The organism is Pseudomonas avellanae BPIC 631 (assembly GCF_000444135.1).
Taxonomy (GTDB): Bacteria; Pseudomonadota; Gammaproteobacteria; order Pseudomonadales; family Pseudomonadaceae; genus Aquipseudomonas; species Aquipseudomonas avellanae.
Genome location: NZ_ATDK01000225.1, coordinates 1 through 22,473 on the forward strand (window position 1 = coordinate 1; position 22,473 = coordinate 22,473).

Annotated in this window: 25 protein-coding genes and 1 pseudogene; 8 read left to right on the plus strand and 18 right to left on the minus strand. The window is 58.7% G+C overall.

Annotated features, from left to right (window positions below):
- Positions 1-23: 23 nt before the first annotated feature.
- The gene (tyrS, locus tag DW49_RS0110300) at positions 24-1,235 is read right to left on the minus strand and encodes a tyrosine--tRNA ligase (RefSeq protein ID WP_005614197.1); all 1,212 of its coding nucleotides are present in this window, start codon (positions 1,233-1,235) and stop codon (positions 24-26) included.
- Between the two features lie 201 nt (positions 1,236-1,436).
- On the opposite strand from tyrS, the gene DW49_RS0110305 reads away from it, so the two are divergent.
- The gene (locus DW49_RS0110305) at positions 1,437-2,861 is read left to right on the plus strand and encodes a peptidoglycan DD-metalloendopeptidase family protein (RefSeq protein WP_005614196.1); all 1,425 of its coding nucleotides are present in this window, start codon (positions 1,437-1,439) and stop codon (positions 2,859-2,861) included.
- A 3-nt stretch (positions 2,862-2,864) separates the two neighbouring features.
- The gene (locus DW49_RS0110310; protein ID WP_005614195.1) at positions 2,865-3,959 is read left to right on the plus strand and encodes an anhydro-N-acetylmuramic acid kinase; all 1,095 of its coding nucleotides are present in this window, start codon (positions 2,865-2,867) and stop codon (positions 3,957-3,959) included.
- 79 nt (positions 3,960-4,038) lie between these two features.
- Here DW49_RS0110310 and erpA read toward each other — a convergent pair whose 3' ends face one another.
- Together erpA and argC are read right to left on the minus strand one after the other, a co-directional pair.
- A complete protein-coding gene (erpA, locus tag DW49_RS0110315; protein WP_002551953.1) occupies positions 4,039-4,389 on the minus strand; it encodes an iron-sulfur cluster insertion protein ErpA in 351 nt (116 codons plus the stop codon).
- A 174-nt stretch (positions 4,390-4,563) separates the two neighbouring features.
- The gene (argC, locus tag DW49_RS0110320) at positions 4,564-5,598 is read right to left on the minus strand and encodes an N-acetyl-gamma-glutamyl-phosphate reductase (RefSeq protein WP_003377459.1); all 1,035 of its coding nucleotides are present in this window, start codon (positions 5,596-5,598) and stop codon (positions 4,564-4,566) included.
- 133 nt (positions 5,599-5,731) lie between these two features.
- On the opposite strand from argC, the gene hemJ reads away from it, so the two are divergent.
- The 5 genes from hemJ (at position 5,732) to coq7 (ending at position 9,231) form a co-directional block, all read left to right on the plus strand.
- Complete coding sequence (hemJ, locus tag DW49_RS0110325; RefSeq protein ID WP_003377457.1) at positions 5,732-6,160, plus strand: protoporphyrinogen oxidase HemJ; 429 nt, start codon at positions 5,732-5,734, stop codon at positions 6,158-6,160.
- A gap of 98 nt (positions 6,161-6,258) precedes the next feature.
- Positions 6,259-7,191, plus strand: coding sequence for a DUF805 domain-containing protein (locus tag DW49_RS0110330; RefSeq protein ID WP_005614191.1), 933 nt, complete (start codon positions 6,259-6,261; stop codon positions 7,189-7,191).
- Positions 7,192-7,244: 53 nt separating this feature from the next.
- On the plus strand, positions 7,245-8,021 hold the full coding sequence (locus tag DW49_RS0110335; protein WP_005614190.1) for an SDR family NAD(P)-dependent oxidoreductase: 777 nt from the start codon (positions 7,245-7,247) through the stop codon (positions 8,019-8,021).
- Positions 8,022-8,123: 102 nt separating this feature from the next.
- Positions 8,124-8,462, plus strand: coding sequence for a histidine triad nucleotide-binding protein (locus tag DW49_RS0110340; RefSeq protein ID WP_003377449.1), 339 nt, complete (start codon positions 8,124-8,126; stop codon positions 8,460-8,462).
- A gap of 121 nt (positions 8,463-8,583) precedes the next feature.
- A complete protein-coding gene (coq7, locus tag DW49_RS0110345) occupies positions 8,584-9,231 on the plus strand; it encodes a 2-polyprenyl-3-methyl-6-methoxy-1,4-benzoquinone monooxygenase (RefSeq protein ID WP_005614187.1) in 648 nt (215 codons plus the stop codon).
- 60 nt (positions 9,232-9,291) lie between these two features.
- Here coq7 and speD read toward each other — a convergent pair whose 3' ends face one another.
- Together speD and DW49_RS0110355 are read right to left on the minus strand one after the other, a co-directional pair.
- Positions 9,292-10,086, minus strand: coding sequence for an adenosylmethionine decarboxylase (gene speD / locus DW49_RS0110350; protein WP_024420471.1), 795 nt, complete (start codon positions 10,084-10,086; stop codon positions 9,292-9,294).
- Between the two features lie 242 nt (positions 10,087-10,328).
- The gene (locus DW49_RS0110355; RefSeq protein WP_003377443.1) at positions 10,329-10,751 is read right to left on the minus strand and encodes an OsmC family protein; all 423 of its coding nucleotides are present in this window, start codon (positions 10,749-10,751) and stop codon (positions 10,329-10,331) included.
- A gap of 210 nt (positions 10,752-10,961) precedes the next feature.
- Between DW49_RS0110355 and crp the strand changes: the two genes are divergently transcribed.
- Complete coding sequence (gene crp / locus DW49_RS0110360; RefSeq protein ID WP_005614181.1) at positions 10,962-11,606, plus strand: cAMP-activated global transcriptional regulator CRP; 645 nt, start codon at positions 10,962-10,964, stop codon at positions 11,604-11,606.
- 11 nt (positions 11,607-11,617) lie between these two features.
- On the opposite strand, the gene DW49_RS0110365 is transcribed toward crp, so the two are convergent.
- From DW49_RS0110365 to DW49_RS0110430, 13 genes and pseudogenes are all read right to left on the minus strand, one after another.
- On the minus strand, positions 11,618-12,313 hold the full coding sequence (locus DW49_RS0110365) for a lipoate--protein ligase family protein (RefSeq protein ID WP_005614178.1): 696 nt from the start codon (positions 12,311-12,313) through the stop codon (positions 11,618-11,620).
- A 34-nt stretch (positions 12,314-12,347) separates the two neighbouring features.
- Positions 12,348-13,184: an indole-3-glycerol phosphate synthase TrpC gene (gene trpC / locus DW49_RS0110370; protein ID WP_005614176.1), complete on the minus strand. Its 837-nt coding sequence runs from the start codon at positions 13,182-13,184 to the stop codon at positions 12,348-12,350.
- A complete protein-coding gene (gene trpD, locus DW49_RS0110375; protein ID WP_003377436.1) occupies positions 13,181-14,230 on the minus strand; it encodes an anthranilate phosphoribosyltransferase in 1,050 nt (349 codons plus the stop codon). The genes trpC and trpD overlap by 4 nt, the downstream gene beginning before the upstream one ends.
- A 21-nt stretch (positions 14,231-14,251) precedes the next feature.
- Entirely contained in the window at positions 14,252-14,851 is a 600-nt protein-coding gene (locus tag DW49_RS0110380; protein WP_005614174.1) for an aminodeoxychorismate/anthranilate synthase component II, read from the minus strand.
- A gap of 398 nt (positions 14,852-15,249) precedes the next feature.
- The gene (locus tag DW49_RS0110385) at positions 15,250-15,759 is read right to left on the minus strand and encodes a lysis system spanin subunit (RefSeq protein ID WP_005614173.1); all 510 of its coding nucleotides are present in this window, start codon (positions 15,757-15,759) and stop codon (positions 15,250-15,252) included.
- Positions 15,756-16,301 (minus strand): glycoside hydrolase family 19 protein, encoded by a 546-nt coding sequence (locus DW49_RS0110390; protein WP_024420468.1) that lies wholly within the window; start codon positions 16,299-16,301, stop codon positions 15,756-15,758. The genes DW49_RS0110385 and DW49_RS0110390 overlap by 4 nt, the downstream gene beginning before the upstream one ends.
- Before the next feature lie 96 nt (positions 16,302-16,397).
- Complete coding sequence (locus DW49_RS0110395) at positions 16,398-16,943, minus strand: tail fiber assembly protein (RefSeq protein WP_005614171.1); 546 nt, start codon at positions 16,941-16,943, stop codon at positions 16,398-16,400.
- Positions 16,944-16,953: 10 nt separating this feature from the next.
- Positions 16,954-18,832, minus strand: a pseudogene (locus DW49_RS0110400) (phage tail protein).
- Between the two features lie 10 nt (positions 18,833-18,842).
- A complete protein-coding gene (locus tag DW49_RS0110410) occupies positions 18,843-19,442 on the minus strand; it encodes a YmfQ family protein (RefSeq protein WP_017700758.1) in 600 nt (199 codons plus the stop codon).
- Positions 19,430-20,470: a baseplate J/gp47 family protein gene (locus DW49_RS0110415; protein ID WP_005614168.1), complete on the minus strand. Its 1,041-nt coding sequence runs from the start codon at positions 20,468-20,470 to the stop codon at positions 19,430-19,432. The genes DW49_RS0110410 and DW49_RS0110415 overlap by 13 nt, the downstream gene beginning before the upstream one ends.
- Positions 20,460-20,858, minus strand: coding sequence for a phage GP46 family protein (locus DW49_RS0110420; RefSeq protein ID WP_005614167.1), 399 nt, complete (start codon positions 20,856-20,858; stop codon positions 20,460-20,462). The genes DW49_RS0110415 and DW49_RS0110420 overlap by 11 nt, the downstream gene beginning before the upstream one ends.
- On the minus strand, positions 20,855-21,367 hold the full coding sequence (locus tag DW49_RS0110425; RefSeq protein WP_005614166.1) for a phage baseplate assembly protein V: 513 nt from the start codon (positions 21,365-21,367) through the stop codon (positions 20,855-20,857). The genes DW49_RS0110420 and DW49_RS0110425 overlap by 4 nt, the downstream gene beginning before the upstream one ends.
- Positions 21,364-22,473, minus strand: a complete 1,110-nt coding sequence (locus tag DW49_RS0110430; protein ID WP_005614164.1) for a phage baseplate assembly protein — start codon at positions 22,471-22,473, stop codon at positions 21,364-21,366. Before DW49_RS0110430 ends, DW49_RS0110425 begins: the two co-directional genes overlap by 4 nt.

Consider the following 22,473-nt stretch of genomic DNA (forward strand, 5'->3'; position numbering starts at 1 on the left):
CACATCACAGAGGGCGTCAATCGTTATTTTGAACTTTCGTCAGAAACCAGAGTAATGCGCCCGAAAGCCTTCTTGCCAGCCTGGCAAACATGCGTCGCTCCCAGCTTGACTATAAAGCTGCGGTCCACGACTTCACCATCTATGCGTACACCGCCGGATGCCAGCAGGTCACGCGCAACAGCAGCGTTCTTTACCAGGCCTGCTTTATTAAGGACGGCCGAGATCGGCATATCCTCAATAACAGCCACGGATATCTCCGGCAGATCGTCCGGCAGCTCGCCTTCCTTCATACGGTTGCCCGCAGAACGATGCGCTGTGGCTGCAGCCTCTTCACCATGGAAGCGCGCAACCAGCTCCTCAGCCAGCTTGATCTTGATATCACGCGGATTGGCACCCGCTTCGCAGTCAGCCCTCAACCCGCTGATCTCTTCCATCGAGCGGAAGCTCAGCAGCTCGAAGTAGCGCCACATCAGCGAATCCGGGATCGACACCAGCTTGCTGTACATGATGCCCGGCGCTTCCTGAATGCCGACATAGTTGCCGAGCGACTTGGACATCTTCTTGGCGCCATCCAGACCCTCCAGCAATGGCATGGTCAGGATGCATTGCGGCTCCTGCCCATAGGCGCGCTGAAGCTCACGTCCCATCAGCAGATTGAATTTCTGATCGGTGCCGCCCAGTTCGACGTCAGCCTTCAAGGCCACGGAGTCATAGCCCTGCACCAACGGGTAAAGGAACTCATGGATGGCAATGGACTGGTTGCTTTTATAGCGCTTGTCGAAATCATCGCGCTCAAGCATTCGCGCAACCGTGTACTGCGAGGACAGGCGAATGAAATCGGCAGGGCTGAGTTTGTCCATCCACGTCGAGTTGAACGCCACCTCGGTTTTGGCCGGATCGAGAATTTTGAAAACCTGAGACTTGTAGGTTTCGGCGTAGTCGAGAACCTGCTCACGGGTGAGCGGCGGACGCGTGGCGCTTTTGCCGCTCGGGTCGCCGATCATGCCGGTGAAGTCACCGATCAGGAAGATGACCTGATGCCCCAGATCCTGAAACTGGCGCAGCTTGTTTATAAGGACCGTGTGACCCAGGTGCAGATCGGGCGCTGTCGGGTCGAAACCAGCCTTGATACGCAGCGGCTGGCCGCGCTTGAGCTTTTCGACCAGTTCAGCTTCGACCAGGAGTTCATCTGCACCGCGCTTGATCAGCGCCAGCTGTTCTTCAACCGACTTCATTTCAGCCCCCAATTCAAAGGGAACCAACCTTACAAGATCAGAGCCCAATTACAAGTTTTGCCCAGCGTTCACCCGCGAATCAGCAACTGATCCGCAGGAAGGGTTGCTTCGAGCAGGTTTTGGTTATATTTTATACAGTTATTTCATCTTCATCATGTCATTCATCTTTTCCATTTCACCTTTTTCAAAGTCAAATTACCTATGAAAGACACACCGCCTAAAGCGCCCCCGCTTTATCCGAAGAGTCACCTGCTCGCTGCAAGCGGCATCGCCGCGTTGTTGAGCCTGGCTCTCCTGGTTTTCCCTTCAAGCGAAGTCGAAGCCAAACGAACGAACCTCGCCCTTGATCTGGAGATGCCGGATCAGGACGTACAAGACCAAGACGCTGCGAAAGACACTCAAGCCACACCTGAAACCACAGAATCGCCATTTGCCCAGATCGATAACGCTGACGATCAGGCTCAGGACACCGCCGCCGCGCAGCCCGAGGCAGAAAAACCGGCTCCGGCCGCTGCCAAGGACCCCAATCACCGGGAAGTCACTGTCAGCAAGGGTGACACGCTTTCGACGTTGTTTGAAAAGGTCGGCCTGCCCGCCTCCACGGTTCATGAGGTACTGGCCAGCGACAAGCAAGCCAAACAGTTCAGCAAGCTGCAGAACGGGCAGACCCTGCAGTTCGAGTTGTCGCCGGATGGCCAGCTCAAACAGCTGCACACCAAACTCAGCGAACTCGAGACCATCAGCCTGTCGAAATCGGCTTCCGGCTTCGTGTTCAATCGCGAAATCAGCAAGCCCAACGTGCGCAACGCCTACGTACATGGCGTGATCAACAGCTCGCTTTCGCAGTCCGCACAACGTGCTGGCCTGACGCACACCATGACGATGGACATGGCGAATATCTTCGGCTACGACATCGACTTCGCTCAGGACATCCGCAAGGGCGACGAATTCGATGTGGTGTATGAGCAGAAAGTGGTCAACGGCAAAAACGTCGGCACAGGCAATATTCTTTCCGCCCGCTTCACCAACCGCGGCAAGACCTACACGGCAGTGCGTTACACCAGCAAACAGGGCACTACCAATTACTACACCGCCGACGGCAACAGCATGCGCAAGGCGTTTATCCGTACACCGGTAGACTTCGCCCGCATCAGCTCGATGTTCTCGATGGGTCGCAAACACCCGATCCTCAACAAGATTCGCGCGCACAAAGGCGTCGATTATGCGGCGCCACGCGGTACGCCGATCAAGGCAACCGGCGATGGCAAGGTTCTGCTGGCTGGCCGTCGCGGCGGCTACGGCAACACGGTCATCATTCAGCACGGAGATACCTACCGTACGCTGTATGGACACATGCAGGGTTTCGCCAAAGGTGTACAAACCGGTGGAACCGTCAAGCAAGGTCAGGTAATCGGCTATATTGGAACGACAGGCCTGTCGACTGGCCCGCATTTGCACTATGAGTTTCAGGTCAATGGTGTTCACGTAGACCCGCTGGGCCAGAAGCTTCCGATGGCGGATCCGATCGCCAAATCCGAAAAACAGCGGTTCATGCAGCAAAGCCAGCCGTTGATGGCGCGCATGGATCAGGAAAAGGCCACCACGCTGGCCTCGAATAAAAGGTAATCCATGGACTTCTTCTATATAGGTGTGATGTCTGGCAGCAGTCTCGACGGGATTGATATCGCCCTTTTGAAGCAGGATGACCGTTCAAGGCTTGTGGCCACTCACTACATTCCCATGCCGGAAGACCTGCATGCCGAGTTGCTTGGGCTTTGCTCCAGCGGCGCGGACGAGTTTGCTCGTGCGGCAATTGCCGAACAGAAGTGGTGCAAACTGGTTGCGCAGGGCGTACAGACCTTGCTGAAAGAGCAAAACAAGGTTGTCGCCGATATCCGCGCCATCGGCAGCCACGGCCAGACCATCCGCCACGAGCCTGCGCGCGGATACAGTATTCAGATCGGCAACCCTGCATTGCTGGCAGAGTTGACCGAAATTACCGTAGTCAGCGACTTCCGCCGCCGCGATATCGCAGCAGGCGGACAAGGCGCACCTCTGGTGCCCGCCTTCCATGAGGCGCTGTTCGACGACAATAAAGACCACCGCGCCGTATTGAACATTGGTGGCTTCAGCAACCTGAGCCTGATCGAATCCGATCGCCCGGTTGAGGGCTTCGATTGCGGGCCCGGCAATGTGCTGCTGGATGCCTGGATACAATCGCAGCGTCACGAAAGCTATGACAAGGACGGCGCATGGGCAGCGAGCGGCAAGGTTGATCCCGAGCTGCTCAAAAAACTGCTCAGCGATCCGTTTTTCCTGACCAAGGGCCCGAAGAGTACCGGCCGGGAAGTGTTCAACCTGGGCTGGGTGCACCACCACCTCTTCCAGTTGCCAACGCTGGCTCCGGAAGATGTGCAGGCCACCCTGCTGGAACTGACGGCGCTGACTATCACCGAATCGCTGCAAACAGCCCAGGCGGTCACCAAGGAGCTTCTGGTCTGTGGCGGCGGCGCACATAACAAGGCGCTGATGAAGCGCTTGGCTGAGCTGTTGCCAGACACCGAGGTCAACAGCACCGAGAAATTCGGCGTGGACCCTGACTGGGTTGAAGCAATGGCGTTTGCCTGGCTGGCTCATTGCTGCCTTGAAGGCGTGCCGGCGAACCGTCCAACGGTAACCGGCGCCAAAGGCCGCAGGGTTCTGGGCGCTATTTACCCCGCCTGATCCTTATGCAGCTAACAAAAACGCCGCTCGAATGAGCGGCGTTTTTATTAGCAGCGGCTTTGTTTGAAGCCGCACTCAATCAGATCGAGAACGAAGAACCGCAACCACAAGTCGTGGAGGCATTGGGGTTCTTGATCACGAAGCGCGAACCCTCCAGGCCTTCCTGATAGTCCACCTCTGCGCCCGCCAGATACTGGAAGCTCATCGGATCAACCACCAGACTGACGCCTTCGCGCTCGACGATAGTGTCATCGTCTGCCACGTCTTCATCAAACGTGAAGCCATACTGGAAACCGGAACAACCACCGCCTGTTACAAAAACACGCAGCTTGAGGCGATCGTTACCCTCTTCGTCGACCAGGGTTTTCACCTTGTGCGCTGCATTTGGAGTGAACTCCAAAGCGGTAGGCGTGAAGGATTCGACACTCATGTCAGATATCTCCCGGCGTTAGCCGTCGTAATGCGTAATGACGGCATTATCCGCTTCTCCTAGAAAATCGGTCAACTATTTGATCGGGAGCAGCTACAAGCTACAAGCGCATGGGCCATGCCCGCTTCTGCCTTGCAACTTGAAGCTTGCCGCTCAAAGCTCAAAGCTGCCTCTCTAAGGCATCATCCCCGCATGAGACAACCCGGCGCGCTCATCAAGACCGAACAGGATGTTCATGTTCTGCACTGCCTGACCGGACGCACCTTTAACCAGATTGTCGATAACCGACAGCACGACAACCAGATCGCCACCCTGCGGGCGATGCACCGCGATGCGGCACACATTGGCACCACGCACACTGCGGGTTTCGGGATGGCTGCCCGCTGGCATCACGTCCACAAACGGCTCATCGGCATAGCGCTTCTCGAACAGCGCCTGCAGGTCTACAGAGCGATCGGTGACCGTCGCGTAGAGCGTGGAATGAATGCCACGAATCATCGGCACCAGATGCGGAACAAACGTCAGACCGATATCACCACCCGCAGCGCGACGCAGGCCCTGGGTGATTTCAGGCAGATGACGATGGCCTTTTACGGCATAGGCCTTGAAGCTTTCGTTGGCCTCCGAATACAGAGAACCAATGCTCAGACCACGCCCGGCACCGCTGACGCCGGATTTGCAGTCGGCAATCAGGCGAGTGTTATCGGCAATGCCTGCTTCAAGCAACGGCAGGAAACCCAGCTGGGTAGCCGTTGGGTAGCAGCCAGGCACAGCAATGAGCCGCGCGTTCTTGATCTGCTCGCGATTGACTTCCGGCAACCCGTAAACCGCATCCTGCAGCAATTCCGGCGCCCCATGCGGCTGGCCGTACCACTTGGCCCACTCGACCGGGTCCTGCAGACGAAAGTCGGCAGACAGGTCAATCACTTTGGTGCCGGCTGCGAGCAGCTCACCCGCCAGAGCATGAGCAACACCATGCGGCGTAGCGAAGAACACCACGTCACAGGCACCCAGGGTTTTCACGTCAGGCACGCTGAATGCCAGGCCGTCGTAATGACCTCGCAGGTTCGGGTACATGTCGGCGACTGGAAGACCGGCCTCCGAGCGCGAGGTGATAACCACGACTTCTGCCTGCGGATGCTGTGCCAACAGACGCAGCAGCTCGACCCCGGTGTAACCCGTGCCGCCGACGATACCGACCTTGACCATAACCTGCCCTCAACGAAACAACTGGAAAGCGGTCGATAATAGGAGCCTATCGCCTCTGCGACAACCGACAACGTGACGTATGGCCTTACAAGACACTACTATTCGGCCACCGTGAACCTGGGAATAACCAAAAATGCTCTATTTATGGATCAAAGCGCTGCACGTCATTTCGATGGTCTGCTGGTTTGCAGCCCTGTTCTATCTGCCGAGACTGTTCGTCTACCACTCGATGAGCGAGGACAGCGTCAGCCGCGAGCGCTTCATGGTGATGGAGCGCAAGCTGTACCGTGGCATCATGACCCCGGCAATGATCGCGACGCTGGTCTTCGGCGGCTGGCTGATCAGCTTCGATGCCAGCGGGTATTTCAGCCAGGGCTGGATGCACGCGAAGCTGACGCTGGTGTTCCTGCTGATCGGCTATCACCATGTCTGCGGCGCACAAGTCAAACGCTTCGCCCGTGGCGAAAACGGTCGCAGCCACGTGTTCTATCGCTGGTTCAATGAAATTCCGGTGCTGATTCTGATCGCCATCGTGATTCTGGTCATCGTCAAACCCTTCTGACCCGAAGGCCGTTTGCGCCTGATCGGTGATGTAACAGGGCGTCTCGCCCATGCAGAGACGTCCGGCACTGCTTTCAATTCAAGACAAGGAAGCCCTGTATGACCGATACCCTCTTCAAGATCATGTTTGAAGGGCAGGTGCGTGACGGTGTAGAGCCGGAGACCGCAAAGGCCAATCTGGCCGGGCTGTTCAAGAGTGAAACGGCGGCCGTTCAGAAACTGTTCAACGGCGAGCCCATTGCGTTGAAGCGCGGTCTGGTCCATGCAGAAGCCGAGCGCTATATAGAAGCCCTTAAAGAGGCAGGTGTTGAAGCCCGTATCGAGCCCGATCAGGCAATCAGCTTCAACCTCAATGAAGTCGGCAACCAGGCCTCGCCCTGGACTCCCGCCAGGCAGGCGCCCCAGGATGCCTCTCCGTATGCGCCCCCCAAGGCTCAGGTTGACAGTGAGCATTACGGGCACTCGACGCTCAAGGTCTTCACCACCAATGGTCGCATAGGACGCCTGCGCTTTCTGGCATGGAGCATGGTTCAGTGCGTCACGCTGGTGGCACTGATAGCACTGGCGCTGATAGCGCTGAACTGGTCGCTGGTCGCCGGTGGTTTGCTGATCGCGGTCCTGGTGGTGGTATTTGTGACCATCGGCGTAATGATAGGCGTGCAGAGGCTGCATGACCTGGGCTGGTCCGGCTGGCTACTGCTTTTGAATCTGGTGCCGTTCGTAGGCAGTTTGTTCCCCTTCCTGATCATGCTGCTGCCTGGCACCCGAGGCGCCAACCAGTACGGCCCGCCACCGCCGCCCAACACGCGGGGCGTCAAGGTGCTGGGCATCATCTGGATTGCCATGATCCCGGTTATCTCGGTGGCCAGCATCTACTACAGCATTGGCAAACTGGCCGAGGCAGAACTCGCACTGCAAACCGACGAGTACGAGCAATCGCTGCCTTACGACGATGAACAGGACCCTGACAGTGCCTTGAACGCGCCGGCGGATGTCATTGAAGAACCCCAAGACCAGAACGACAAGCAATAGAACGCTCACGGTTCGGCAGACCGCCGGGCGCAATACGTACGATGGAGAACTGCATGACCCGTTACGCCCTGATCACCGGCGCTTCCAGCGGCATAGGTCTGGCCATGGCCGAGGCGCTGGCACGTCGCGGTCACAGCTTGATCCTCGTCGCCCGCCAACGCGATCTGTTGGAAACGATTGCCCTGGAGCTGACGCAGCGCTTCGGCGTAGAAGTGCTGTTTCGCGCCTGCGACCTCGGTGAGCCGCTTCGTCTTTCGGGCTTCCTGCTGGAACTGGAAGACGGCGCGCATCAGATCGACCTGCTGGTCAACGCAGCGGGCATCGGCACCTGCGGACCGTTTCTGGCGCAGGACTGGAGTGCCGAGCAGGACTTGATCGACCTGAACATCCTCGCGCTCACGCGTCTTTGCCACACGGTCGGTAACCTGATGGCAATTCAGGGTGGCGGGCAGATTCTCAATATCGCGTCGGTGGCTGCGTTTCAGCCCGGGCCGTGGATGAGCACTTACTACGCCAGTAAGGCATACGTGCTGCACTTTTCCGAGGGGCTGCGCGAGGAAGTGAAGAAAGCCGGAGTCAAGGTGTCGGTATTGTGCCCAGGCCCGACCAAAAGCGCTTTTTTCCGCACCGCGCAGTTGCAGGTGAACGTCGACAACCTGATGAGTGCCGAAGAAGTGGCGCTGTACACCGTTCGCGCACTTGAAAAAAACCGCGCAGTGATCGTCCCAGGCTTCAGTAACAGGTTGTGGACGTTGAGCCCGCGTCTGGTTTCACGTTGGCTGGCCCGCCAGATCAGCGGCTACATCAACAAGAAATACTGCCCGCGCTGAAGGACGAACGGCTGGGCGAGCAGCACTTCGCTCAGTACACTCGACCCCAATGCTGCGCAGCGACACCCGCGACGCCCATCAACCGACAAGGAGCAAACGGCTGTGGAAACTTTGTTTACCAAGATCATCAATCGGGAAATCCCGGCGAAGATCATCTATGAAGATGATCAGGTACTGGCCTTTCACGACATCGCCCCACAGGCACCCGTGCATTTTCTGGTCATCCCGAAAAAGCCCATTCGGACCCTCAATGACCTGACCGAAGAAGACAAAGGCCTGGCCGGGCATATCCTGTTCACTGCGCAGCGCTTGGCTATCGAACTGGGCTGCGAAGAAGGCTTCCGTGTGGTCATGAACTGCAACGAGCTGGGCGGGCAGACCGTTTATCACATTCACATGCACGTACTGGGTCAGCGCCAGATGAACTGGCCGCCGGGCTGATCCCGGATTTGCGGGCTTTACAGCCGGTCAGCGACTTTGATGCTCGCCGACCGGCCGACACAAGCCCTGCCGCCTCCGGCCGATTCGGGTAAACTGCCCACATGATCTTCCGGAGGTGCCCATGGCTACCGAACGTCAATATTCCCCTATCGACCGTCTGTTACTGCAAGCCGACAGCGCAATGCGCACATTGCTGCCATCGAGCGCTCATTCACGCCGCCCGTCCCCTGCCGTCGTCCAGCCCGATCACAAGATGCGTGACGTCGACACACGCCACGTTGCCGGCCTGATGCGCATCAACCACACCGGCGAAGTCTGTGCCCAGGCGCTGTACCAAGGGCAGGCGCTCACGGCCAAGCTGCCCAAGGTGCGCAAGGCAATGGAGCATGCAGCCGAAGAAGAAATCGATCACCTGGTCTGGTGCGAGCAACGCATTCATCAGCTCGGCAGCCACACCAGCGTGCTGAACCCGCTGTTCTACGGCCTGTCTTTCGGGATCGGGGCGGTGGCCGGGGTGATCAGCGACCGGGTCAGCCTGGGGTTTGTCGCCGCGACAGAGGATCAGGTCTGCAAGCACCTGGGTGAACACCTGGAGCAATTGCCGATCGAGGACGGAAAGTCCCGGGCGATTCTGGAGCAGATGCTCAGCGACGAAGAACACCACGCCGAGTCCGCGCTGGAAGCAGGCGGTTTCCGCTTCCCGGCTCCGGTCAAATTCGGTATGGGCGTGCTGGCCAAAGTCATGACCAAGTCCACTTATCGCATCTGACGCCGCAAGAACAAAAAAGGCGCCTGCAAGAGGCGCCTTTTTAATGCCCGAAATCCGGATTTAAACCGCTACGTTACGACCGTAGAAGATTTCCAGCATTTCGTGTTTGACCTTGGCGGTCACTTGCTCACGCTGTTCGGCAGACAGGTTGCTGGTAGCGTCGCCAAACAGGTAGTTATCCAGTTCGAATTGCTTGAGCAGCATCTTGGTATGGAACAGGTTTTCCTGGTACACGTTCACGTCGGTCATCTGGTAACTGTTGCGCGTGTCTTCGGAGAGGTAATTCTGGATCGAGTTGATCTCGTGATCGATGAAGTGCTTTTTGCCTTCCACGTCACGGGTAAAGCCGCGCACGCGATAATCGACGGTCACGATGTCCGACTCGAACTTGTGAATCAGGTAATTCAGCGCCTTGAGCGGTGAAATAACGCCACAGGTCGACACGTCGATGTCTACGCGGAACGTTGCAATACCGTCTACCGGGTGAATTTCCGGATAGGTATGCACCGTGATGTGGCTCTTGTCCAGGTGGGCCAGGATGGTTTCCGGCAATGGACCTGGCGACTCTTCGATCTGGCTTTCGGTAGGCGTCACCGGCTGCTCGGAGATCAGAATGGTCACACTGGCACCTTGTGGATCGTAATCCTGACGCGCAATGTTCAGGATGTTGGCACCAATGATATCGACAACATCAGTCAGAATCCGCGTCAGGCGTTCTGCGTCGTACACACTGTTGATGTACTCGACGTACGCCTGCTGGTCCTGCGGGGTTTCCGCATAGCAGATGTCATAAATGTTGAAGCTCAAGGTCTTTGTCAGGTTATTGAACCCGTGGAGCTTGAGTTTGCTTTTCACCGTTAAAAACTCTCTATATGTGTGCGGCGCCAGCCGCGTGATCAAGCATGCCCGTCAGCTGAGCCCGGCTCATCTGCGTAGGACGGTTAACACCTCTTCGCGTTGGCGATTTTGGTTGTCTGTTCGGGCCGGCAGCAGAAAACCAGTACATGCTGCGCCCTGAAAAAGTGGCGCATTATGCAGACGTCCGAAGCCGTCTGCCAGAGTGTGCGCCGTTTTTATGATCGTTGGATGTCTGACGCTCAGCCCAGCTCGATAATTTCATAATCGTGAGTGATCTCGACACCGGCATTACCGAGCATGATCGAGGCCGAGCAGTACTTCTCGGCAGACAGCTCGATGGCACGTTTGACCTGTGCTTCTTTCAGGCCACGGCCCTTGACGACAAAGTGCAGATGAATCTTTGTGAACACCTTCGGGTCTTCATCTGCGCGCTCGGCTTCAAGAAAAGCTTCGCAGCTTTCAATCGGCTGACGCGACTTCTTGAGAATACTGACCACGTCATAGTTGCTGCAGCCGCCCAGGCCGATCAGCACCATTTCCATCGGCCGGACACCCAGATTACGACCGCCGCTTTCAGGCGGACCGTCCATTACCACGACATGACCGCTGCCGGATTCGCCGAGGAACATGGCTTCGCCAGCCCATTGGATGCGTGCCTTCATCGCCAAGACTCCACTGTAAAAAAGGGGGCTGCCAGCTTAGCACAGCGCCAAAACGTGTCTGGGGCTGGAAAAACAATGCTTTTTGTAGGAAACGTGTAGGAACATTCGCAAATAGCACCCGCACAGCTTCGAAAAGCTGGCGAGAATGCAGGCGCAGCCGATACCTACAAGTATGCCATTTGGCCATAGTCTTTATTTCGGAAGTCGCGCATGGTCGCAATAAGCTTTACACCCAAAGCAAACGGTCTGGACAAGCTGCTGCCCCATGCAGAGCGGCGTCGCTGCCCCGCGAAAACCAACATCATCAGTGCGGGAGATCGCTCCGAGTCGTTGTTTTTCATCCTCAAAGGCACCGTCACGGTGCTGATCGAGGACGACGAACGGCGAGAGATGATTGTCGCCTACCTCAACAACGGCGACTTCTTCGGCGAACTGGGCCTGTTCGAGCAGCCGGGGCATGAGTCCGTGCGCAGCGCATGGGTGCGGGCCAAGACCGAGTGCGAGGTGGCCGAGATCCCCTACGAGACCTTCCGCGAGCTGACCCGAAAAGACCCGGAAATCCTTTACGCAATCGGCAGTCAGATGGCCGAGCGCCTGCGCAATACCACGCGTAAGGTAGGCGACCTGGCGTTTCTCGATGTCACCGGACGCGTCGCCCGCACCTTGCTGGACCTGTGCAAACAGCCGGACGCCATGACCCACCCGGACGGCATGCAGATCAAGATCACCCGCCAGGAGATCGGGCGCATTGTGGGTTGTTCGAGAGAAATGGTCGGCCGCGTGCTCAAGGCGCTGGAAGAACAAAGCCTGGTCAACGTCAAAGGCAAAACGATGGTGGTCTACGGGACGCGCTGAGTGCGTGCTATTCAGAGGTCGGCGAGCAGACGCCGGTAGGCTTGCGCCAGACGCTCCAGCGCCTTTGCCTCCGGAAATGCCTCATGCAGGGCAATATGGCTGTCGGCACGCACCCGCTGTTCAAGCTCGCAGAGTTCATTGAAACGATTGACCGCCGCCACCATCTGCACACGCTCGTCATCCAGCAACAACGCTCCATGAGCCAACACCACAGGACGCGTGCCGCCCTGACTCTGGCGCCAGCGCTGGGCTGTTCCGACCATCTTGCGACCGTCGAGATTGACGTTGAAACGCCCGTCACAGAACGCGCCTGCCACCTCCCCCAATGACGCGTCGCCACCCAGTTCGATGAGCAGGTCCAGAATCGGCTGACACAGCCGCAGGTAGGCGGTTTCGATCCGATCTCTGTCAGTGTCCGCAGGCGGCTGGGCGTAGATCAACGCGATATTCACCGTCGCGCAGGATTGCGGCACGGGCTCACCACCCGTCTCACGCAGCAGAACGGGCCATCCATTGTCGGCCAGGGTTTCGCTGGCTTCGGCAAAACCCGGCAGACGGCTCATGCGTCGCGGCATGACCAGCGCACGGTCAGTGGGCCGCCAGAGCAGCAACCCATGCTCGGCAGCACCGGAGCAGACCGACGCCAACAGATCCTGCTCGGCCTGCAAGCCTTGTTCGATACAGATGTCGATGATCGAGTCGTGCATGCCGGACCTCAGAGTGATGCTTGGTACGCTACAGTCAGTCGACAGCCGGGCCGCCCACTGCCGGCTTGCGCTCCGGGAAGAACAACCGCTGCAGCTCTGCGCCGGGATGTTCGGCACGCATGAACGCTTCGCCTACCAGGAACGAGTAGACATCGTTGATTTCCATCAGCTCGACGTCGGCCCGGTTGAAAATGCCGCTTTCGGTGATCACCGTACGATCACGCGGAATACGCGGCAGCAGGTCCAGCGTGGTTTCCAGGCTGACCTCGAAGGTATGCAGGTTGCGGTTGTTGACGCCGACCAGCTTGGTGTCGAGGGTTTTCAGCGCGCGCTCCAGCTCGTCACCGTCGTGCACTTCAACCAGCACGTCCAGGCCGACGCCCTTGGCAACGGCGGCCAGCTCGGCCATCTGCACGTCATCGAGCGCCGAGACGATCAGCAGGATGCAATCTGCACCCAGCGCACGCGCCTCGACCACCTGATAAGGGTCGATCATGAAATCCTTGCGGATCACCGGCAAATTGCACGCCGCGCGCGCTTCTTGCAGGTAGGCATCCGAGCCCTGGAAAAAATCGACATCGGTCAGCACCGAGAGACAGGTAGCGCCCCCAGCCTGATAGCTTCTGGCGATCTCGCCCGGCAAAAAGTTTTCCCGGATGACGCCCTTGCTTGGCGACGCCTTCTTTATTTCCGCGATGACTGCGGGTTGTTTCAGCCTGGCCTGATTGATCAGCGCATTGGCAAAGCCACGCGGCGCATCAGCGTTGGCAGCCTGTTGTTCAAGTTCGGCCAGGCTCACGACAGCGCGACGAGCAGCGATCTCTTCGGCCTTACGGGCAAGAATCTTTTCCAGTACGGTTGGCACGCTCATGCTTCGTTCTCCTGCTTGAATACCGCTGTGAAGGCACCCAACTCATCCAGTTTTTCCCGCGCAAGGCCGGTGTGCAGTGCGTCATGGGCCAGCGCCACGCCTTCTTTCAGGCTGGTCGCGTGATCGGCAGCATAAAGCGCAGCACCGGCATTGAGCACGATCATTTCCGCAGCCTTCTGCCCGATCTCGGTCTTGCGCCGACCCAGAGCATCGCGAATCAGTTCCAGCGACTGCGCCGGGCTTTCCACCGCCAGGCCATACAGGCTCTGGCTCTTGATGCCCAGGTCTTCAGGCTGTACCCAGTATTCCGTCACTTCGCCATTTTTCAGTTCGGCAACGAACGTCGGTGCCGCCAGACTGAATTCGTCCAGCCCGTCCTGCGAGTGCACCACCAGCACATGCTTGCTGCCCAGACGCAGCAGCACTTCGGCCAGCGGGCGGCACAGCGCCTGATTGAACACGCCGACAACCTGATGACGCACGCCAGCCGGGTTGGTCAGCGGACCGAGCATGTTGAACAATGTGCGCAGCCCCAATTCGCGGCGAGGGCCGGCCGTGTGTTTCATTGCGCTGTGATGCGACTGGGCGAACATGAAGCCGATGCCGACGCTGTCAATGCAGCGCGCCACTTGAACAGGCGTCAGGTTCAGATAAACCCCCGCCGCCTCCAGCAAATCAGCACTGCCACTTTTACCCGATACCGCGCGGTTGCCGTGCTTGGCCACGGTGCAGCCCGCCGCTGAAATCACGAAAGCCGACGCGGTGGACACATTGAAAATATTCGCACCGTCACCGCCAGTGCCGACGATATCGACAACGCCATCCAGCGTGTTCAGTTCAACCTTGTCGGCCAGCTCACGCATGACAGAAACCGCACCGACGATCTCATCGATGGTCTCGCTCTTCATGCGCATGCCCATCAGAAACGCACCGATCTGCGCTTCGCTGCATTGGCCGGTCATGATCTCGCGCATGACGTCGCGCATCTCGTCAGTGGACAGGTCCAGCTGGTTGACCACGCGGTTCAGCGCGCTTTTGATATTCATGGGGGTGCTCATAAAAAATCCTTAGACCTGACGATGGCCGCCGCTTTGTTTGAGGAAGTTGGCGAACAACTCGTGACCTTGCTCGGTCAGGATCGACTCAGGGTGAAACTGCACCCCTTCAACGTTCAGTGTCTTGTGACGCAGGCCCATGATCTCATCAACCGAGCCGTCTTCCAGTGCCGTCCATGCCGTCACTTCCAGGCACTCGGGCAGGGTATCGCTTTTGACCACCAGCGAGTGGTAGCGGGTTACCACCAACGGGTGGTTCAAACCTGCAAATACGCCGCCGTCTTCGTGCACCACCGGGCTAGTCTTGCCGTGCATCACCTGACGCGCGCGCACCACCTCGCCACCGAACGCCTGACCGATGGACTGATGCCCAAGGCAGACACCCAGAATCGGCAGCTTGCCCGCGAAGTGCTTGATCACTTCAAGCGAGACACCGGCCTCGTTGGGCGTGCACGGGCCGGGCGAGACCACAATGCGCTCCGGGTTGAGCACTTCGATCTGCTCAATGGTCAGCTCGTCGTTACGAATGACTTTGACGTCTGCCCCCAGCTCACCGAGGTACTGCACGACGTTGTAGGTAAAGGAATCGTAGTTATCGATCATCAGCAACATTTTGCTATCAACCTTTTGATTTACTGACTTGATTCAGGCCTTCCGGATTCTGCTTCGCTCATGCGCCCCTCTTCAGCCACTACGCTTGAGGTGACAACGGCAAAAACATCAAAAATCGAAGGCATACGGGTACGGGTCCGGCAGGGCCGGCAAGGAAATAGTCAGGCGCGCCAACGCCAACGGGCGTGAGCCTTGATAACGCGCATCAAAAGCTTGCTGACTGTCGTCACGGAGGGGGTCTCGTTGGTACGTTTCGGGACATTAGCGTACCGAATCGACCGGTGCAATATGAATGTACCGGGCAAGACCGTTTGGCAAGCCTGCAAAGGCTCGAAAGAGGGCCGCGCCTCATTCAGGAAGGGGCACAGTGGCCGAGGGGTGGGGAGCCGAAAGGAACATCAATGCGCAATCTCGCGCACATAGGCTTGGCAGGCCTTCAAGGCGATCAATCCCTGATCGCCGTAGTCGGTGATGGCGACAATTCGCCCAGCAGCCGCAGGGTCAAGTTCGCCTCGCGTGCCTCCATGAACCACGCCGGCGGAATCGGTGGTGGCTGACACGCCATCACCACCGGCGGGGTTGGCGAGGAGGACTGACAAGCGCAGATCAGCAGTAGCCAGACGGTCGCGCAAGCGAGCTTGAGAGGTCTGTGCATCGCTCAATTCCTTGTGAAGGGTTGTGTCGCTGTCACGCAGGCGGATTTCCAGCGCGCGCCTTTTGGCCTGTTCGGCGTTCTGCCAGTCGACGACCGCCAGCGCCGCCTGCTCACGCTCGCGCTGATAACCCTGCGCTTGCGCGGACAGTTGCAGGCCGTAACACGCCGCCTGCCACTTCCAGGCCGTCCATGTGCCCAGCCCCGAACCCAGCACGAATGCCAGGATCAGGAAGCGCACGTCCAGCGCTTTCATGGCAGCACCTCCAGTGCCCGCTGATACAGCACTTGCCTGTCAGCGAGACCATTGGTGCCGCCGTTGATACGGCGGGTGATCATCAGAAAGTCGCCCTTGTCTGCCAGTACGTTGAGGTTCGCCCGGTCCCAAAACCACGCCGCCGACATGGCAGCGTGGTCTGGCTGTTCGAGCAGTTGCGGCTGGCGCAACAGATCCAGCCCCAGCGCCTCCCCGCACGCTTCATAGTTGGCCCGCCCCGTCACCTGAATCAGCCCGCGACCCCGGTAAAGCTGACCGTCGCCATCGGCCTCTGGCGTGTTGCCCAGACGCAGCGCCAACTGCCCGGTGTCGTACCTGGCCAGGTAACTGTTGTTACCCAGTTCGCGCACATAACGAAGCTGCCCGGATTCATGCCCAACCTGGGCAATGAAACCAGCGATGCGCAGCCGGGTACTGATGGTGTAGCGGGTCATGGCGGCGTTGAAAGCGGAAACAAAAACGCCGGCTTGCGGGCCGGCGTTGGGGAGGATTTGAAGTAGTTGTTGCTGGTTGATAGGCATGGATCCTCCTGATTAGCTTGCTGACACCCCAAGTCGGCGACGCGTTGCTGTTGCAAGCACATTGCAGATAAAACAACGCCCCGTCAGTGCGGGGCGTTATGGCTTGGGCAGTTCGTCTTCACTTACGCCCCTTGGAGTTGCCTGCTCTTGCGGTGGCTGCACGTAAACAAATGGCGTCGCAGGTGGAACGGGCCAGTCGAATGACATAGGAAAGCCCGAGAGCGCATCGAGTTGAGCGAGCTGCACCCTGTAAAGTCGATAGACAGCAAGCTCAGCTTGTAGCGCAGGCAGGGATTTCAGTTGAGCTTCAGTGGCCAACCCCAACGTGACCGCATCTTGCAAAGTGTCCAATTCGTTAGCCAGCGCGTTGATTTTCGCAGTGGCCTCAGCTGAAAAGCCACCGCGCAGAATCATCACGTATGCCATGACCATCTGCTCGGTCGGCTCAAGAATCTCGCCAAACTCACCGGCGATTGCACGATTGAAAAGATCGACGCCGTGTGGCTCCGGGTCATCAGCAGAAGCAGCGAAAGGTACCTCACCATACAATTCCTTGGTTTCCTCGAAGATCACCCAAAGAACGATGGAGGTATGGGCCTGATCGGCCCAGCGAGGATTACGTGCGTTTGATACTGTGTTCATGTGATTACCTTTAAGAAACTCGTTGAAAGAGGGTGCGTTCACCGCCAGAAAAAGCACCGTGCGCACGCCAGGTGCCCACACTGATAAGGCCGGAGTTGTTACCTGTGCCATCGCCGCTGTTTGTGGAGCTATAGAGCAGGTTCGAGCCCGCTATCAGGCCACCCTGATTAACCTGCCCCTGAGAAGTGATCACACGCGCAAAAGCGTAAGAACCAATAGCACTCAGCCCCAACCCGGCAAGTTTTGCAGGCAGGTTCTGATCATTAGTCAGGTCGCCGAAGTCAGAGCTGTCTACCTGAAGGCGCAGGCTTCCGGCACCGTTATAGCCAAGGCGAACTTTATTCGCCGACATGTTCGGGCCGCTGCCCTGCTCCACGGGTGTGTATCCCAGGCGTGGTTGCAGGTAATAAACCTGGCCGTCGGATGCTCTGCGCATGTATGGAAGACTTACGTCATTACCGGCAAAGCCAAGAATGGTTATGGAATCAGCATTGGGCTGCTGAGAGTCACGGGCATCACTCTCTGCTTTTGTGTAGGCATTGGTAATGCCATACGCAGCAAGCGTACTGCCCCAATTGGCTTTGCTGCCTGGATCAAAGTTGTTGGCGTACCAGAGATTGCCCATATCCGTGACATCAACGGTTGCTTTCAGGCCGCTGGAAGACCAACCAATCTTTACGGCGGCGCCGCTGTTTTGACCCACGCCCGTACCTTGCTGAACTGGTGTATAGCCCAACTTGGTCTGAAGCCAGCAGATGATCGAGTCAGCAGCCCGTCGCATGTAGGGCTGCGTCAGATCTCCACTGCCTAATCCTACGAAACTAATGCTGTCAGCCAATGCACGGTCAGCGATACGCGTATCAACTTCGCTTTTGGCATACACCTCAGCCTTCGTGTAAGCATCGGCAATACGGTACGCAGCAAGCGTCGTGCCCCAATCGGCTTTGTTGGCGGGATTGAAGTTGTTGGCATACCAGAGATTGCCAAGATCAGTAGCATCGACCATCGCCTTGAGGCCGTTATTCGACCAGCCAATCTTCACCAGATTGTTAAGCTGACCGGTACCGCCACCTTGTTGCACCGGCGCAAAACCCAGGCTCGGTTGCAGGGGAACCAAAGCCCCATCGGACTCACGGCGCATGTAAGGCGCATCAGGTTTGTTATTAGCCAGGCCGACATAAGTAATGGAATCCCGCAAAGGACGCTGCAAATCGCGCAAATCAGCCTCGGCCTTGGTGTACGCATCCTGAATGCCACTGCCGCTGAGCGTCGTCGGGTTACTCCCCTCCTCCACCTGACCGAACTTGTTGACCTTCACACGCGTGTAATCACCCGCCGCTACACCGCTGCGCCCCAGCAAGCGCTCAAACGACAGCGCAGTGGTGCCCAGCACCGGAAATACCGTGTTGACCAACTGCCACACCGTCCCGGCGTTTTTTGTACCGGCCTGCACCGGCACCAGGTGCCCCGGGCTGCATTCATTGCTTTCGTTCGCATCCTGCGCGCGGGTCCAGGCGCCCGCCGCAGCCAGATATATCCAGTTCTGCGCCGGGGTGTCCTGATTTTTGACCAGCACGCGGTCACCTGCGACCAGCGTGACGTCATCAATAGTCTGCAGGCCGCTCAGGCCGATCGACACCGTCGTGGCGCAGCGCACGGCCTTTTTATAATCCGACGCGGCGAGGCCCAGAATAGGCCCTGTGCAACTGGGTGACATCCGCCTCATCGGGCACCAGGCCGGCCCCCTGGATGACGTTCAAAATCTCCTGCGTCACCGAGTTCCCCCAGGCCGCAGGGATCAGCGAGCCGGGCGTGCCGGTGGCCGGGTTTTCATCTACAAATTTGCCGCTGACCAAGCCTACGCTTGGCACACTCTTGGGATAATCCACATTGTGTTCCTCAGTTGAAATTGACGAATTCGACGCTGTGCGCCGGTGCTGCTCGACGAATCAAACACTCGATCGCGGTGCCGGGGTTGACCCCGAACCGCTCTCCCCAGTAGCTGGCCCCGAAGCGCCGGCCCAGCCGCTGACGGCCGCCGGTGTTAAGGGTCCACATGAATTGCGCGTTCCAGGTGCCGAAGTGCGCCTGGCCAAAACGCGAACGCCCCATACGGGGCGCTCGGTGTTCGGTCACTGTGGCGTCGGGGTAGCCCTGGCTGACGGCAATGTCGATGTAAAACGCTGCGTTCTGCCCTCCTGTTGCCACCAGCCGCTGGCGTACTGACAAGCGCCGGTCGGCGAACAAGGGTTTGAGCCCAAGGCAGGGGTCGGGCAGGTTCATGACCCGTTCCCAGTCCGGCACCAGTTCACTGACGGTGGCCGGGTCCATCTCGTTGAGCAGGTCAAACGCGCGGCCATCGATACGGGCGAACTCGCGGGACAGGCCGGTGATGACCTGCTGCAACTCCGGCACGCGCTCCGGGTCCCAGGCGGGGCCGGGCGGCAGCAGCGCCTGCAGTTGCTCGGCGTAGTGTTCGGCAGTTCTTATGACGACCATACAATGCCCCCGAACGTGAGTAGCTGATTGGGGGCCGCGGTGACATTGGCGACAGGCGCAACCAGCACATGATCGGTTTCGCCTGTAGCGCGGCTGATGGCCTCGGCGATGTGGGTCAGCAACAACGTTTCGCCCAGCCCCGCTTCACGGTTGTGCAGGTCCAGCAACTGAGCCTCGACCGCCGCCCGTACTGCCGAGGTGTCCGGCGTGAGCCTGATCGTGTAGACCACCGGCTTCTGAACCGGCGCCAGCACGTACACATCGGCAGTGACCGGGCGCAACGGCTCGATATACGCAGCCATTTCGGCCAACTGCCCGGCGTCAGGGATCGGATTGACTTCATCGTCACGCATGAAGAACACCACGACAGTGCCCGGCCCCATGTAACGACGCACGCACCATGCACGTGTCACGCCCGGCAATTCCAGCGCCCAGGTCACGTAATCATCCTGATTGCCGCCGTGCGGGATGACTCGATAGGAACGCACCACACGAGCCCGCAACAACTCGATACTTTCCTGGGGAATACCCCCGGTCAGCCCGTCTGCAATCACGGTAAACGTACTGTCGATGCCTTCAACAGGCTGCACGGCGGTCATCACCAGGCCGGCATCGGCGTTGCCGAGAACGCCTGCGTCTACCGCCGCGACCGTGGTCGTGTTGTTGCCCGCGACCGTGGTGACGCCTTTGGTTACACGGTAAAAGCGCCCGTCACTGAATTGCAGCACGGTGTCAACATCCAGCACCGCACCGGCCGCCGCGCTAAAACGCACCGAGCCGCTGGCGGCCTGCGCGACCTTGCGCGGCTGGCGCAAGCGCAGGATGGCTTGCCGTTCAAGGGTGTCCTCATCGGCGGTGTCCGGCAGAATCTGGTCGGCGATCCAGTCCTGATAGCCGTACAGCCCATAGGCCGCACCGCTGTGGGCGCGCGACAGTACCCGGGCATCGGACTGACGCAGCGCTTCGTCGGCGAGGTCGACCTGGGTTCGGTTGATCAGCGCCGGTAACGTAGGCGTTTCAAACGGCATAAATCACCTGCCACTGTTCTGAAGGGTTGAAGCGCACGACCTGACCGTCGGAGACGGCCAGCTCGACGCCCAGGTTCAGGCGATTGCTCTGAACCTGTTCGGTAAGGATGTTGATGTTCTTGACCTGGCCATCGTCGATCAGCCAGGCGAGCGCTTCGTGCGCATAGAACTCGGCGTCACGCTGGGTCTGCGCGGTGAGCCGGACCCGACGCAGCAGCCACAACCTGGAGCCGATGCGGTCGTTGGCCTGCGTCGGATAGGTATCGCCCCACCAGCCAAAGCGTTCGGCATCGTCGATCGGATCGTCCGTTTCGGCGCGACGCCAGGTGAACAGGCTGATGACCACCGAGCGCAGCAAGGAAGCCTGCAGAGAGCCTTCAATGATCATCCGGCACCTCCAACGGGTGGCCCGCTTTGCCCGTTACCGCCCTGCACGTTGCCGTGCAGATGGCTGATCTGGCTGATGCCCCCGGCGATCTGGTCGCCCTTGGAAACGATCTTTCCGGTCTGGGTGATCTGCGGTGTATCGAAATTCACCGCCACGGCCGCCTTGATATTCAAGGTGCCGGTTTCAATGTCGATGACCTTGCCGCGCTTGAGGTGGACCTTGTCGCCCTCGTCGGTGTAGATCGCCACTTCGCCCGACTCCAGCCCCTTGAGGCGATAGCGTCGGTCGGCCACCACCAGCAGCAGGCCGTGAGAACGATCACCGCCGATAAAGGCGGCAATGCCTTCGGCGCCCGCGAGTGGGTTGCTGGTAAAACCGTAGGGTTCAAAGTGTTCCATGTCGTCCTTGACCTCCCCTGCGGTCAGGCGCATTTGCAGCGCCTGCATTTTGCTGCTGGCCTTGGCGAGCACCACCGTGCCGCGCACCAGCATGCGATTGAATAAGCTCATGCGGTTGTTTCCTCATCGATAGGCAGCAGCCAGGAGTAAGCGTCCTGATTGACCTGCACCTTGCTGCGCTTGTTGGGGTCACCGGGCTCGGCCTGGAAGCCCTCAGGCGGCCCGACCACCAGCGTGGTGATGGTGCCCTGGTCACTCAGCGAGTAGGTCACGGCTGAAATCAGCATGTTCCTGCCCAGACCGATAACCGGATCCACCACCTGCACCATCGTGTTGTGCCGCCAGAGCGCTCCGTTGGACTGCCGCCAGCCCTGCACTTTGTAGGTGGTGAGCAGCGCCTTGCCCGCCCGCTGACCGCGTTCCCAATTGGCACGGCTCAGGGCGAGCTTGGGTGTGATCGGCGCATCCTCATGAATGATCAGCACGCGAAGGCGCTTTTTATTCCTGTCATCGGTAACGACCGCTGAAACCTCCGCCGCTTCCTTGCCGAACGTCTTGTCATTACCGGTCTGCTGACCAATGACCCGGTATTCGGAAAAAAGCCCGGAAAAGTCTCTCGCGATGACGGCGCTCAACACGTTCTTGCCGAGTTCCAGCGCGTCTGCGCTCTGCCCTCGACTGCCCGGCCTTGCCAGCACCACATTGCCGAACTCGTCATCGGTGGAAAAAATCCGGAACAGGGTCAACAGCCGGTCGATGGACTTGAAAACGCTTTCAGCAGGCTCAATGGTGTGATCGGCCATCTTCGAGGTCTCCGGGATTTCGCTGATTACCGACAACGCATAGGGAGCAGCCAGCGCCTGAACGATCTTCAGCACCCCGACCTCTTTCCACTGGCTGGGCTTGTTGATGGCCGCGCAGTCGATAAGATCGGCGGTTTTCGAGCGACCGGAAATCTTCAGCGTGACCTGCTTGCCGTCATAGCTGATCGGCGCGGCGAACACCCAGCCGGTCAGAATCAATTCGCCGCCGATACGCACTTCGCAGGCGGCGCCAGGCATGATCGGATGCGCGACTTCAGTGCCCGGCCACTGCCAGGTAATGCTCACTTCAAAGCTGCGTGCCTGACGCTCGATCCCGGCAGAGATTTCCACCGACTTCCAACCGGCATAGTCGTGATCGCCAACCGTCAGGGTGACAACATTAAGGTCGATCAT